This is a genomic window from Bacillus sp. PK3-067, from assembly GCF_056738645.1.
This window is the reverse complement of the sequence record NZ_CP096490.1, coordinates 2851463-2866435: the sequence shown is the minus strand read 5'-3', so window position 1 is coordinate 2866435 and position 14973 is coordinate 2851463. Positions and strand designations below refer to the sequence as shown.

12 protein-coding genes, 1 pseudogene and 3 other annotated features are annotated in these 14973 nt (G+C 35.3%); of the genes and pseudogenes, 12 read left to right on the top strand and 1 reads right to left on the bottom strand.

Annotation, left to right across the window (positions count from 1 at the left end):
- Nucleotides 1-10 precede the first annotated feature (10 nt).
- The 4 genes and pseudogenes from M1D73_RS14790 to M1D73_RS14775 all read left to right on the top strand — a co-directional run bounded on the left by M1D73_RS14790 (nt 11) and on the right by M1D73_RS14775 (nt 1583).
- On the top strand, nt 11-112 hold the full coding sequence (locus M1D73_RS14790) for a YfzA family protein (protein WP_000502345.1): 102 nt from the start codon (nt 11-13) through the stop codon (nt 110-112).
- A 138-nt stretch (nt 113-250) separates the two neighbouring features.
- Nucleotides 251-469: pseudogene (locus M1D73_RS14785) on the top strand (YfzA family protein); the annotation flags it as partial.
- Between the two features lie 12 nt (nt 470-481).
- Nucleotides 482-1018: a GNAT family N-acetyltransferase gene (locus M1D73_RS14780; RefSeq protein ID WP_000898768.1), complete on the top strand. Its 537-nt coding sequence runs from the start codon at nt 482-484 to the stop codon at nt 1016-1018.
- A gap of 34 nt (nt 1019-1052) precedes the next feature.
- Nucleotides 1053-1583 (top strand): cysteine hydrolase family protein, encoded by a 531-nt coding sequence (locus M1D73_RS14775; RefSeq protein ID WP_000709539.1) that lies wholly within the window; start codon nt 1053-1055, stop codon nt 1581-1583.
- Nucleotides 1584-1733: 150 nt separating this feature from the next.
- Here the strand turns inward: M1D73_RS14775 and M1D73_RS14770 are convergent, their stop codons facing one another.
- Nucleotides 1734-2171, bottom strand: coding sequence for a YndM family protein (locus M1D73_RS14770; RefSeq protein ID WP_000997702.1), 438 nt, complete (start codon nt 2169-2171; stop codon nt 1734-1736).
- Nucleotides 2172-2352: 181 nt separating this feature from the next.
- On the opposite strand from M1D73_RS14770, the gene M1D73_RS14765 reads away from it, so the two are divergent.
- From M1D73_RS14765 to M1D73_RS14730, 8 genes are all read left to right on the top strand, one after another.
- A complete protein-coding gene (locus M1D73_RS14765; RefSeq protein ID WP_121868294.1) occupies nt 2353-5835 on the top strand; it encodes a DUF4020 domain-containing protein in 3483 nt (1160 codons plus the stop codon).
- 107 nt (nt 5836-5942) lie between these two features.
- Nucleotides 5943-6178 (top strand) — a binding site (T-box leader).
- 54 nt (nt 6179-6232) lie between these two features.
- Nucleotides 6233-6468, top strand: a binding site (T-box leader).
- A 194-nt stretch (nt 6469-6662) separates the two neighbouring features.
- Nucleotides 6663-7739: a bifunctional 3-deoxy-7-phosphoheptulonate synthase/chorismate mutase gene (locus M1D73_RS14760; protein WP_121868293.1), complete on the top strand. Its 1077-nt coding sequence runs from the start codon at nt 6663-6665 to the stop codon at nt 7737-7739.
- Between the two features lie 9 nt (nt 7740-7748).
- Nucleotides 7749-7968: a binding site (T-box leader), on the top strand.
- 53 nt (nt 7969-8021) lie between these two features.
- A complete protein-coding gene (gene aroC / locus M1D73_RS14755) occupies nt 8022-9194 on the top strand; it encodes a chorismate synthase (protein ID WP_121868292.1) in 1173 nt (390 codons plus the stop codon).
- An 18-nt stretch (nt 9195-9212) separates the two neighbouring features.
- On the top strand, nt 9213-10313 hold the full coding sequence (gene hisC / locus M1D73_RS14750; RefSeq protein ID WP_001197280.1) for a histidinol-phosphate transaminase: 1101 nt from the start codon (nt 9213-9215) through the stop codon (nt 10311-10313).
- On the top strand, nt 10306-11406 hold the full coding sequence (gene tyrA, locus M1D73_RS14745; protein WP_001228139.1) for a prephenate dehydrogenase: 1101 nt from the start codon (nt 10306-10308) through the stop codon (nt 11404-11406). The genes hisC and tyrA overlap by 8 nt, the downstream gene beginning before the upstream one ends.
- Nucleotides 11407-11423: 17 nt before the next feature.
- On the top strand, nt 11424-12713 hold the full coding sequence (gene aroA / locus M1D73_RS14740; RefSeq protein WP_000664630.1) for a 3-phosphoshikimate 1-carboxyvinyltransferase: 1290 nt from the start codon (nt 11424-11426) through the stop codon (nt 12711-12713).
- Between the two features lie 124 nt (nt 12714-12837).
- Nucleotides 12838-13995 carry a GNAT family N-acetyltransferase gene (locus M1D73_RS14735; RefSeq protein WP_121868291.1) on the top strand — a complete coding sequence of 386 codons (1158 nt, stop codon included), beginning with the start codon at nt 12838-12840 and terminating at the stop codon, nt 13993-13995.
- A gap of 229 nt (nt 13996-14224) precedes the next feature.
- Nucleotides 14225-14791, top strand: a complete 567-nt coding sequence (locus M1D73_RS14730) for a TetR/AcrR family transcriptional regulator (protein ID WP_001107309.1) — start codon at nt 14225-14227, stop codon at nt 14789-14791.
- Nucleotides 14792-14973 lie beyond the last annotated feature (182 nt).

The window sequence follows — 14973 nt, the reverse complement described above, 5'->3', positions numbered from 1 at the left end:
AGGGGGTAAGATGGGAGATATATTAAAAAATGCACAACCTATATGGAAACGGACTTGGTTTCGTTATCTAGGGGCATTTTTTATTGTTCAGTTACTGTTTACCCCGCATTAAAGGGCAGTAAGACCCCCACCTCAAAATTCAGCGAAAGCGAAGAAGTTAGGTGGGGGGATCAACTGCCCGTAAAAGCCCGATTGGTTCAACTAATAATCAGTGGGGGATGAACAAAACCCCCACTGATTAAAGTTTCACTTTATTTTGTGTGAAATCACTGCGTGGGCGCCAAACTTTAGGCCAGGCGGAGAGTTTTTTAATAGAATATTAAATTCTCAATTTTTCACTGAATGGTTCACACTCTATACAATCCCGCAACTTAACGTATTTACAGCATTTTTTGCGATTACATTACTACCATATGCATTAGTAGGTGCAATGAAAGATGTAACAGCAAGAAAAAATATAAAGAAATAATAGAGGTATAATATGCTTTTTCAAAAAGAAGGTTTATTGATTAGATACGTAATGGAAGATGATGCATCTATCATTTCTAAATGGTTAACGGACCCAGCAGTCCTGCGGTATTACGAAGGACGAGATAATCCGCAATCTGTAGAAAAGGTGCTTGATCATTTTATACATAGTCCAGACAGTAATGAAAAAAGATGTTTAATAGAATTTGATACCATTCCGATTGGTTACATACAAATGTACCCAGTGGATTCAGAGTGGAAAGCGTTATATGGCTATAAAGAATCACAAAATGTATGGGGTATGGACCAATTTATCGGTGAACCAGCCTATTGGGGAAAGGGAATTGGAACAAAACTCGTTCAGGCAGCAATTACATATATTATGGGTGAAATGGGAGCAGAAGCAATTGCAATGGATCCGAAAGTAAATAATGAACGAGCAATAAAGTGTTATGAAAAAAGTGGATTTAAAAAAGTAAAGATTTTAAAGGAACATGAGTTGCATGAGGGGAAATTAGAAGATTGTTGGATGATGGAATATAAACAATAATAATGGCTTATACAAATAAAGGGGGATGTGTGAAATGAAAAAAGCATTAATCGTAATTGATGTGCAAGCGGGTATGTATACAGCTGGAATGCCAGTACATAATGGGGGAAAGTTTTTACAAACATTGCAAGAGCTTATTAGGGAATGTCGTTCAAATGATATTCCAGTTATTTATATCCAACATAACGGTCCTAAAGACCATCCGTTAGAAAAAGGTACGGATGGATGGCGAATCCATGCGGCCATCGCTCCGCAAGAAGGAGATAATATAGTTGAAAAGACAACTCCAGATTCATTCCATAATACAAACTTAAGCGAAGTGTTACAAGAGAAAGGAATTGAACACGTTATTCTTTCGGGAATGCAAACAGAGTATTGTGTAGATACGACAACGCGCAGAGCATGTAGTGAAGGGTATAAAGTAACGTTAGTGAGTGATGCGCATAGTACATTTAATACAGAAGTGTTACGTGCTGAAGATATTGTGAAACATCATAACGCAGTATTGGGAGCGTTTGCGGATGTTGTTGCAGTAAAAGACTTAAAAGTGGCTGCCTCTAAATAAGAGGCAGTTTTTTATTAGAAAAAATAGCGTCAAATATTGTTAGTAAGTCGGTATTTTGAAATAATCACTTATATAATTTCACGTACCATAATGAAAAAATACAAAAAAGGAGCACCACATAATTAAAAAGGGCGCTCCTGCATTAAAACGTTACTTTTTCTTATCTTTATCCAATATATTTTGTTCTTCAGCAAACTCTGTACCATATGCAAAGCGGCGATTAATACGAATGTTATCATTGTTGTGCCTTGTATGAGAGTTAGAGAAGCGATGAACGATTACTTCAGATAAAGTGAAGACGATGGCAGAAAGGATACTGCCCCATGCAATTTGCATATAGTTGTCTAATAAAATATTACCGAAAATCCATACGCTTAAATATGTTAATAAGAAATCCGACATAATGGCACCAGTATTGCCAATTCGATTTAAAATAATTTTATCAACGAACATGTAGGATACGATTGTAACAAAGAGACTGAATGAAATAATTTGAACAAACGTTGCAGGGAAAAATAAAGCAAGCCCAATGCTAAATGCGATAATGCACGATATAAACTTGATAAGCACTACTGTGAAATCATTCAAAATTTACACCTCCGATTTATACATAGTTTTTCAATAAATTCTGGAGTTCATACATTGTAACGGATTTATTTACATAAAACTTTTTCATGTTCGGAATTTAGTCTAAATATTATAAAAACAATGAAAAAATGTTATAGTAAAATGAGAGTGTATGACATTTTTAGGTAAGGGGGAATCCAAGATGTGGATTACTTCAGAAGTAGAAATTCCAGATGAGTTAATTGATCACCTTGAGCAAGGAAAGTTAGTGTTATTTGTTGGAGCGGGAGTTTCTATGAAAGGGAAATCAAACTTACCGAATTTTGATGATTTAGTTGATGAAATTGCAAAAACGTTATATGTCGAAAAACGTGAAATAACAGAGCCACATGATTATTATCTTGGTAAAATTGCGAAAACAAAAGATGTACATCAAGTCGCAAGAGATCTCGTTCATATAGAGAAATCAAAACCGAATCCATTGCATTATGCAATTCCAAGGTTATTTCCTTTAGATACAGATATCCGCATTGTAACAACAAATTTTGATCAACATTTTACAACTGCAATTAAAGAAATAAATAGAGATATCAATGTTTATTACGCTCCAGCTTTACCGACTGGGAGAGCTTTTAAAGGTCTTGCTTACATACATGGTAATGTAGAACAGGAGAAAGAGGCTTTAATTTTAACAGATGGTGATTTTGGAAGGGCTTACTTAACGGAAGGGTGGGCGAGAAGGTTTTTAGTTGATCTATTCTCAAATTACACCGTTTTATTCGTTGGATATAGTCATAATGACCCAGTAATGAAATATTTAGCAACTGGTTTACCGCCAAGTACAAGACGATTTGCTTTTGTCGCACAAGGAGAAAATACATACCACTGGGAACATTTAGGGATAAGACCAATTGTGTATCCGAATAAGGTGAATAATCATCAATCCCTTGTAAAAGCGGTAAAACGCTGGGCTGAATTAATGGGTGATAATTATATTACGAAAAGAATGCGTATTCGGGATATTGTAACGGTTCCCCCGTCAGTAGAACAGGAACAATTATCATACATAAAGCAATCAATTAAAAAAATTGAAACAGTACGTTACTTTGTGGAATTTGCTCATGATTATGAATGGGTCGAATGGTTAGAAGCAGAAGGTAAATTACAAAATTTGTTTATGCTTACGCCAAACTATAATGAAGTAGATGAATTACTTGCAGAATGGTTAGTGGAACAATTTCTTTTTAGTCATCAGAAAGAATTATTTCAATTAATTTATAAAAACTATTCTAAAATATCACCGTTATTATGGAGAACAATTTGTAACTACTTAAACGAAACGAAGAGTAAGATGGACCCGTTGTTGTTTGCAAGGTGGACACTCCTTTTATTAGAAACAGCTGAAAAAGATAGTAGCTCTATAGAAAAGATTTCTAAGTTACTGCAAAAATGTTCTTTTCCTGAGCATAAAGAAATTGCCTTATTGTTACTAACTTTTATTTTAGACGGAAAACTGAAGTTGAAACGTGTAAGGAAATGGGGAAATGATACGCAAGAATCAATAGAACTCGAGGAATCGAGTCGCTTACCAGTATCTACATTTTCTCATGTGGAGCAAATTTGGAACGAAAAGATGAGGCCATATATCGCTTATTATGCTGTTCCAATTATGATGATTGGATTAGAAAAATTGAGAATGTTGTCGTTAAGACAAACGGCACTGAAAAAAAGAAATAAGGAAAATGTAGAGAAAGAGTTTCATCAAAATGACCTTGCATTTTTAATACGAATTGTAAAAGAGTGTCTAACTTATTTATGCGAAAACAATGAGAAAAAAGCGGATTATTATATTACAGAAATGATAGAAGCAAATAGTGTACTTCAAAAGCGAATTGCAATTGATGCGATGAATAAAAATATTTTTGTTCGTGTAGATGACAAAATGAAATGGTTGTTACATGAAGGACTTCTTTTAGATTTCACTTATAAACACGAAGTTTTTCAACTTTTAAAAAGGCATTATGCACATTGTTTAGAAAAAACAAAAGAAGAAGTCACTCGAACTGTAATAAAGCATCTTACAGAAGAGAGGGTATTTGATGCATGTCTCGTATTAGACTTATTATTCAAGTGTGATTCGAATAGCCCATCTACGGCAAATGGGTATGAGTTAATGAAGCAAAAGCATCCTCATTTTCATTCTGAACGATACAGTGTACAAAAGAAAGAGGATACAGCAGAAAGCATTACTTGTAATGTAACTGCTGACGGATTATTGCAGCTGAAAGATGTTGAAATTATGAAGCAAGTTCAGCAATTTTCGCAAGATGGTGTTTTTGAACAACGCCATTTTTTAGAGATGTTATCAAAAGCATGTAAATTAAACACAGAGTGGAGTATTTCATTTGCATACCAATTAGTAGGAGTGCAAGAAATAAGTAATGAAGTATGGTTTGTTTGTATTAGAGAATGGCGAAATAATCGGGGATTGACGAATGAGCAAATCCAAAAAATTATTCCGCTATTGCAGAAATTTGTTAGAAATACTGCTTTTCATTGGTTAATTAGTAGTTTTCTATATGAAATTAGTAATCGACTAGAAGAGTTAGAAGAGAATAGTATACGTGTTGTAAAACGATTTGCTTTTTCAGTGTTTCCTCAAGTTATGAAGAGTGATACAGACTTTAAGCTTGGGAAACAAGATTTTTATAATGAATCAATTCAGCATCCAGTTGGAAAAATGACGGCTGTATTATTAAAGTTGTTATCATATGATCATTTATACGATCGTAATGTATATGAATATTTATTTTTATTTGAAGAACAAGTAAGAGTTAATTCGGAACGAACAAACTTTATGTTTGCTCGTTTAATAGCAGATATTACATTCCTATATCATATTGAAAAACAATGGTGCCGAAAATATTTGTTACCATACTTAGATTTAAAAAAACAAAATGAGATTACGGAATATGCATGGGCCGGCTTATGTTACACGCAAATAAATCTACCTTTATTTACAGAAATGAAGCGATTTATTAAGTATGCGATAGAACATTTGGAAGTATTACATCCGCATACGAGAGAAGCTTTCTTGAAATGGCTTAGCTTTGTATTTATTAAATGTGTACTATATTGGGAGCAAAAAACAGATTGGTTATACCCGTTACTCATACTAGAAAATGAAGAAAATAAAATTAAGTTTATGCAGTTTTTATGCTATTACGTCAAAACATTAAGTGTAAAAGAACAACAAAAATTTTGGACAGCTTGGCTCAGTGTATTTTTGCGAGAACGACCAAAAATGGGTGAGATAACTGCAAGAGAATATGTAATGCTTTTACGTATTATTTTATACATGGATGAAATATTAGAAAAAGGATTATGTATTATGTCTCGTGCATTTTCAAGTGTACATGGTAAATGTGCAGGTGAGGAAATGAAGCGGTTATTGATTGAAATGCTTCATAAAAAAGAAAGTATGAAAGCGCATAAAGAAATATTTGCAAATGTGTTTTTTATTTTACTACAAACATGTCATGAAGCCGTTTTATTTGAAAAAGAAATCATACAAATAAAAGAATTATTAGTTCAGTATGAAGTAGAGGAATATGTTTTACATTTACTAGAAAATGAAATAATTCGCATAGGAATTGTAATGGGTGATTTACAAAAAGAATTATAGGACGAAAGTGGAATTTTAAAAAATATATAAAAAGTTGTTGACAGTGTTTTGAAAAGCGTTCTATAATACGAATCATACTTATTCAATTTCAAAAACATTTGAATAAACAAAGTGCAATGAAGAGATCACAGTAGTGGTTAGTCTTACTGTAACAGAGAGCTGGTGGTTGGTGTGAACCAGTACAGGGATAATCATGAATTACAGTCTTGGAGCATCTTTTTCGTAATAAAGATAGTTTTTCTTTATGAGGAAAAAGCGGTCAATTGATCGTTAACAGTGAAGAGAGGTAGACGGAAAGTTAGTCTACAACTAGGGTGGTACCGCGATAAATATCGTCCCTACTGATTTATTCAGTAGGGACTTTTTGTATTATAGTGGTCCAACTTGAAAATTAAATAGTCATGCATTGAAAGGAAAAGCAGTAGTTGTTGTTTCCCTGTAACAGAGAGCTGGTGGTTGGTGCGAACCAGTACATAAACAAGAGCGAATTACAGTCCTAGAGCATCTTTTTCGTAGTAAAGATAGTATTGTCTTTATGAAGGGAAAGACGGTCAGATGATCGTTAACAATGAAGAGAGGTAGACGAAAGAAGTCTACAACTAGGGTGGTACCGCGATAAATATCGTCCCTACTGATTGGATCAGTAGGGCTTTTTTGTACAAAAAAGTGGATTTTTAACTAGTAGTTTATGTCTGTGTACGAATTATTAGTTTAAAATAAGAAGAGGTATCGATTCCGCTATAAATTTGTATAATTAGTCAGTTCAGAAAATAGAGAATTTTTTATTCTCTTACTATACTTTTAAAACATTAGAGGAGGATTTCCAAATGGCAAATCATGAATTAGATCAATTACGTAAACAGGTAGATGAAATTAATTTACAACTATTACACCTTTTAAACAAACGTGGTGAAATTGTTCAAAAAATTGGAGAGCAAAAGCAAGTACAAGGCACGAAACGCTTTGATCCAGTACGTGAGCGTGAAGTACTTGATATGATCGCAGAGCATAACGAAGGACCATTCGAAACATCAACAGTTCAACATATTTTCAAAACGATTTTCAAAGCAAGCTTAGAGTTACAAGAAGATGATAACCGTAAAGCGTTACTAGTATCACGTAAAAAGAAACAAGAAAATACAATCGTTGATGTAAAAGGTGAATTGATTGGAAACGGAACACAAACGTTCATCATGGGACCTTGTGCAGTAGAAAGTTTAGAACAAGTTCGTCAAGTAGGGCAAGCGATGAAAGACCAAGGCTTAAAATTAATGCGCGGTGGTGCATTCAAACCGAGAACTTCTCCATATGATTTCCAAGGTTTAGGAGTAGAAGGACTTCAAATTTTACGTCAAGTAGCAGACGAGTTTGACTTAGCAATTATTAGTGAAATTTTAAATCCGAACGATGTTGAAATGGCATTAGACTACGTTGATGTAATTCAAGTTGGCGCACGTAACATGCAAAACTTCGATTTATTACGAGCTGTAGGTAAAGTTAACAAGCCGGTATTATTAAAACGTGGATTAGCAGCAACAATTGATGAGTTCATTAATGCAGCGGAATACATCATTGCACAAGGTAACGACCAAATTATTCTTTGTGAGCGCGGTATCCGCACATACGAAAGAGCAACACGTAACACATTAGACATTTCAGCAGTACCGATCTTAAAGAAAGAAACACATTTACCAGTTGTTGTTGACGTAACGCATTCAACTGGACGTAGAGATTTATTATTACCAACAGCGAAAGCGGCTCTTGCAATTGGCGCAGATGCAGTAATGGCTGAAGTACATCCAGACCCTGCAGTTGCATTATCAGATTCTGCACAACAAATGGATATTCCAGAATTCCATAAATTCATGGAAGCGTTAAAAGGTTTCAAAAATAAATTATCTTAATTCCATATCATATATGCGTTGAAGAGGAAACAGTAGTGCTTATCTCACTGTTAAAGAGAGCTGATGGTCGGTGTGAATCAGTACAAAGGTAAGCATGAATTACAGCCTTGGAGCATCTTTCCCGACAACTTTTGGAGGGGAAGACGGTCAAACGATCGTTAAAGAAGAAGAGAGGTAGACGAAAGAAGTCTACAACTAGGGTGGTACCGCGATAAACATCGTCCCTACTGAGCGCTCAGTAGGGACTTTTTTGTACAAAAAAATAGTAAAGGGGCAAGAGAAATGAGATACATTACAGCTGGAGAATCACATGGACCGCAGTTAACAGTTATTTTAGAAGGTGTACCAGCAGGTTTGACACTTACGGCGGAACATATTAATAAAGAATTATTAAGAAGACAAAAAGGTCATGGACGCGGAAGACGTATGCAAATTGAAACAGATACAGTTGAAATTGTAAGTGGTGTTCGTCACGGAATGACACTTGGATCACCGATTACGTTAATTGTAAAAAATGATGATTTCAAACATTGGACGAAAGTAATGGGTGCAGAGCCAATTTCGGAAAAAGAAAGTAAAGACATGAAACGTACAATTACAAAACCACGACCCGGACATGCAGATTTAAATGGAGCAATTAAATATGGTCATCGTGATATAAGAAACGTATTAGAGCGGTCATCTGCAAGAGAAACGACAGTTCGTGTAGCTGCTGGTGCAGTTGCAAAACAAATTTTAAGCGAATTAGGCGTGGAAATTGCAGGACATGTTCTTGAAATTGGTGGAGTAAAAGCAAAACATATTTCAAACTTATCAATTGAAGAAATTCAAACAATTACTGAAAACTCACCAGTTCGATGTTTAGATAAAGAAGTAGAGCAAGAAATGATGAATGCGATTGACAACGCAAAAAGTAGTGGAGATTCAATCGGTGGTATTGTGGAAGTCATTGCAGAAGGTATGCCGATTGGCGTCGGTAGTTACGTCCATTACGATCGTAAATTAGATGCAAAACTTGCTGGTGCAATTATGAGTATTAATGCATTTAAAGGTGCTGAAATTGGTGTTGGTTTTGAAGCAGCAAGACAGCCAGGAAGTAAAGTGCATGATGAAATTTTATGGGATGAAGAACAAGGATACAAGAGAAAAACGAATAATGCCGGCGGTTTAGAAGGCGGTATGACAACGGGAATGCCAATTGTCGTAAGAGGTGTAATGAAACCAATACCTACATTATACAAACCGTTAGCAAGTGTTGATATTGATACGAAAGAAGCATTTCAAGCGAGTATTGAAAGATCTGATAGCTGTGCAGTACCAGCAGCAGGTGTAGTAGCTGAATCTGTTGTGGCATGGGAACTTGCAGATGCACTAGTCGAACAATTCGGAAAAGATCGTATGGAATTATTAAAACAAAACATTATGCAACACAATAACTACGCAAAAGAATTTTAATAAAAAGGTGGGTTTAACGTGCAAGTAAAAGATCAACTATCATCATTACAACCATATAAACCAGGTAAATCACCAGAACAAATGAAAGAAGTGTACGGAGATCATTCGTTTGTGAAATTAGCATCGAATGAAAATCCATTCGGCTGTTCGTCACGTGTTTTAGATGAGTTGCAAAAATCGTGGTTGGAACATGCTTTATATCCTGACGGAGGTGCTACAACGCTCCGTCAAACAATCGCAGATAAGTTACATGTGAAAATGGAACAAGTACTTTGTGGTAGTGGTTTAGATGAAATCATTCAAATAATAAGCCGCGCCGTATTACGAGCGGGAGATAACATTGTAACAGCAGGTGCAACATTCCCACAGTATCGTCATCATGCCATTATAGAAGGTTGCGAAGTGAAGGAAATTGCGTTAAATAACGGTGTATACGACTTAGAAGAAATTTCTTCAGTAGTAGATAACGATACAAAAATTGTATGGATTTGTAACCCGAACAATCCAACAGGCACATATGTGAATGACCGAAAATTGACTCAATTCATTGAAGGTATTAGTGAAAATACGTTAATTGTCATTGATGAAGCGTACTATGAATACGTAACAGCAAAAGATTTCCCAGAGACATTACCGCTTTTAGAAAAACATAAAAATATTCTTGTACTTAGAACATTTTCTAAAGCGTACGGATTAGCTTCTTTCCGCGTTGGATATGCGGTTGGACAGGAAGAGTTAATCGAAAAATTAAATGTCGTTCGTTTGCCATTTAACGTATCTTCATTAGCGCAAAAAGCAGCGACGATTGCTTTTGGTGATGACGAGTTTATTGAAGAAATAGTTCGTGTGAATACAGAAGGATTACAACAATACGAGAGCTTTTGTAGGGAAAATGATATTCCATTTTATCCATCGCAAACAAATTTCATCTTCTTGCCAGTTGAGAATGCTGGAGAGATTTATGAAGCTTGTGCACATGCAGGATTTATTATTCGTCCGTTCCCGAATGGTATCCGTATTACAGTCGGAACAAGGGAGCAAAATGAAGGGGTGATTTCAGTGTTACAACAACACTTTGAAAATAAAAAAAGAAAGTCTCGAGATGAGGAAAATGCGTAAAAAGGTAGTATTAATTGGAACTGGTTTAATCGGAGGCTCTCTCGCATTAGCAATTAAGAAAGAGCACGATGTAACGATAACAGGTTATGATATATTTCAAGAACAAGTAGAGCGTGCAAAAGAATTACACGTAGTAGATGAAATAGCAGTTGATTTACAGCATGCATGTGAAGAGGCACATTTAATTGTTTTTGCTTCTCCAGTTGAAGAAACGAAGAAGCTATTACACAAACTTGCGTCATTCCGTTTACGAGAAGATGTTATAGTGACTGATGTTGGTAGTACAAAAGGCACGATTATGAATGAAGCAGAAACTTTATTTTCAAAGGAAGTATCTTTCATTGGTGGACATCCAATGGCAGGTTCTCATAAAACGGGAGTTGAAAGTGCAAAAGCGCATTTATTTGAAAATGCATTTTACATTTTAACACCGATGCATCATGTGCCAAATGAACAAGTGGAAGAGTTAAAAGATTGGTTAAAAGGAACAGGGTCACATTTCCTTGTTTTAAATACAGAAGAACATGATTATGTAACAGGGATCGTTAGTCATTTCCCGCACCTTATCGCTGCAGGTTTAGTGAAGCAAGTAGAGAAACATGCAGGAGATAATCCGCTCATTCATCAGCTAGCTGCTGGAGGGTTTAAAGACATTACACGTATCGCATCTAGTAGTCCGAAAATGTGGAGTGATATTGTAAAGCAAAATCGTGAGCATTTAATGGTATTATTAAAAGAGTGGATCTCTGAAATGGAAGATTTATATAAAACAGTTTCTACCGGAGATGCATGCGAGATTCAAAACTATTTTGCAGATGCGAAAGAATACCGTGATTCTTTACCAGTAAGAAAGAGAGGGGCAATTCCTGCCTATCACGACTTATACGTCGATGTATTAGATAAGGTGGGGGCATTGGCTCATATTACGAGTATTTTGGCGCGCGAGGAAATTAGTATTACGAACTTGCAAATATTAGAAGCGCGTGAAGGACTGCTTGGGGTATTACGTATTAGCTTCCAAAGGGAAGAAGATCGTATGAAAGCAAAACTAGCGCTTGGAGAAGAAGAATACCAAACTTATGAAACAATTTAAATGAGAAGGTGAAAAACGTGAAAGAAAGAACAATACAACCTGTTAATAACGGATTGAATGGCAATATTACAATCCCAGGTGATAAATCCATTTCACACCGTGCTGTTATGTTCGGTTCTATTGCAGAAGGGAAAACAACAATTAAAGGTTTCTTGCCCGGTGCAGACTGTTTAAGTACGATTTCATGTTTTAAAGAAATGGGAGTAGAAATTACGCAAAACGGTGATGAGGTTACTGTAGTTGGTAAAGGATTAGAAGGTTTACAAGAACCAAAAGCTGTATTAGATGTTGGTAATTCTGGTACAACAATCCGATTAATGTCAGGTATATTAGCTAACACACCATTTTTCTCTTGCGTACAAGGTGATGAATCTATCGCAAAAAGACCGATGAAGCGTGTAACAAACCCATTAAAACAAATGGGCGCAAATATAGACGGCCGAGAAGAAGGAACATTTACACCGTTAACAATACGTGGCGGAGATTTAAAAGCAATTGAATATATTTCTCCTGTTGCAAGTGCACAAGTAAAGTCAGCTATTTTACTTGCAGGTCTTCGTGCAGAAGGTGTAACAGCTGTTACAGAACCACATATTTCACGCGACCATACGGAAAGAATGCTCGAAGCATTTGGTGTTAAAGTAACTCGCGAAGGGAAAACAGTGAAGCTGTCAGGTGGACAAAAATTAACAGCAACAGATATTCAAGTGCCCGGTGACGTATCATCAGCAGCATTTTTCTTAGTAGCAGGTGCAATCATCCCAAATAGTAAACTAGTATTACAAAATGTAGGAATGAATCCAACCCGTACAGGTATTATTGATGTTTTAGAAAAAATGGGTGCTACGTTCACTGTAGACCTAATTAACGAAGGGGCATCAGAACCAGCTGCAAATATTACAATCGAAACATCTTCATTAAAAGGAATTGAAATTGGCGGAGATATTATCCCTAGATTAATCGATGAGATTCCTGTAATCGCATTAGCGGCAACGCAAGCAGAAGGAATTACAGTAATTAAAGATGCACACGAATTAAAAGTAAAAGAAACAAACCGTATTGATACAGTAGTTGCTGAGTTAACGAAACTAGGAGCTCGCATAGAAGCAACTGATGACGGTATGATCATTTACGGAAAATCAGCTCTAAAAGGCAATACAGTAAATAGTTATGGTGATCACCGTATCGGAATGATGCTTGCAATTGCTGGCTGCCTAGCAGAAGGAAAAACAATTATTGAAGATGCAGAAGCAGTAGGTGTATCATATCCTACATTCTTTGACGAACTTCAAAAGTTAGCTAAATAAAAAGGGTGGAAAGCAGATACGTGATGTATCTGCTTTTTTGTTAAAACGTCCTTGTAATTTCACTTACCGAACTATAATAGTGAGAATTATGATACAATTCAAAAAGGGAATGGAGGAGAATTATATGAATGTCATACAATTAAAAGAAGATAAATTCAGAGAAGCATTACGTTTATCAGAATACGCTTTTCAATATAAAGTAGATGAGGAACGATTACAGCAACAACTTACAAAAATGAAGGAAAGTCATGAAGTATACGGTATTATGGAAGGTGAGGACTTAGCTGCAAAACTACACCTCATCCCGTTTCATATTTACATAGGTAAAGAAAAATTTAAAATGGGTGGCGTTGCAGGAGTAGCGACGTATCCAGAGTACAGAAGAAGTGGGTATGTAAAAGAGCTACTTCAACATTCACTTCAAACAATGAAAAAAGATGGCTTTACAGTCTCTATGTTACACCCATTTGCTGTTACATTTTACCGTAAATACGGCTGGGAACTTTGTGCGAATCTTCTCGTATGTCATTTGACAAAGAGTGATTTAGTTATGAAAAAACAAGTGAATGGTACTGTGAAACGTTTCAATAAAGAAAATCACCCAGAAGAGGTCGAGAAGCTTTATGAAACATTTGCAGAACGTTTTTCTGGTATGCTAGTTCGCAATGAAAAATGGTGGTTACAAGCTGTTTATGAGGATTTAACATTAGCAATTTATTACGATGAAAATAAAACTGCAGCCGGCTATATGTTATATAAAATAGAAAACTATAAAATGACAGTAGATGAATTTGTTCCACTGCATAATGAAGCACGAAATGGTCTATGGAATTTTATTTGCCAGCATGATTCTATGATTAAAGAGCTTGAAATGACAGTAAGTGAAAACGAACAGTTGTTATATACATTGCAAGAACCACGTGTGAAAACAGAAATAAAACCATATTTTATGGGAAGAATTGTAGATGTAGAGCAGTTCTTAAAACAGTATGAGTTAAACTGGAACAATGTACAACAAGAAGTCATTTTACATATTACAGATTCATTTGCACCGTGGAATAATGTATCGGTGAGACTTGCAAATTATGAAATAGCAATTATAGAAGAACCAATGGATAAAGGGATCAACCTAGATATAAATGCACTATCTACAATACTGCTTGGATACAAACGCCCATTAGAACTAAATGAATTAGAATTAATTAGCGGAAGCGAAGAGGAAATACGGGCATTTGAGAATGTAGTACCAGTGCGCAAGTCGTTTATTTATGATTTCTTTTAATTTGCATATAAGATGGAGTTGTTTCGAACAAAATTTTGGGATAGCTCCATCTCATTGTATTAATTTTTGTCGGTAAGTTGATATATCCTGAAAATCGCTGATATAATTTTATTCACATACAAGAGAATAGAATCGCAACTATACGTTGTCACGCACTTGACTTTTATTCCCTGTAATTTATAATTAAAAACGGAATGAATTTTCATTCCTGAAAATAGAGGTGGAAAAAATGGCTAAAAACAAACAAGAGGATATTTTTGATGCTGCGATGCAACTTTTTGCAGAGCGTGGTTACGATGGTACGACAATTCCAATGATCGCTGAAAAAGCAAATGTCGGTGCGGGTACTATTTATCGCTATTTTGAAAATAAAGAGGCGCTTGTTAACTCATTATTTTCAAAAAGTATGTTACAGCTTTCTGAAATGATAAAAACGGATTTTCCTGTTGAAGCAAATATTCGTGAACAGTTTAGTCATACGTATAACCGTTTATTTGAATTTGCGAGAAACAATGTGGATGCTTTTTTATTTACAAATTCTCACTGTGATAGTTATTTTCTTGATGAGCAGAGTAAGAAAATATTTGACGATTTTATAGGCTTCTTTATGAATATTATTGAAGATGGAATCGCAAAAGGTTTGCTTCGTCCATTGCCTCCAGTTGCTTTAATTATTATTGTATATCAACCGTTAGAAAAATTAACGAAAGTAATTGCAACAGGGCAATTAGAATACTCGAAAGAGTTAGTAAAAGAATTGGAAGAAAGCTCTTGGAACGCTATTAGAATCATTTGATTCTATAGCTTTATAAGGACAGGAATGAATATTCATTCCTAAATAGAATTAAAAAATGAGAGTAGGAGAGGGTATTTGTGCAACTAAAGGAATGAATATTCATTCCGGAAAGACTAGTTCAATAGAGTTTACAAATAATGTAATAGAATAATAGGAATGAATATTCATTCCGTAACTAATGT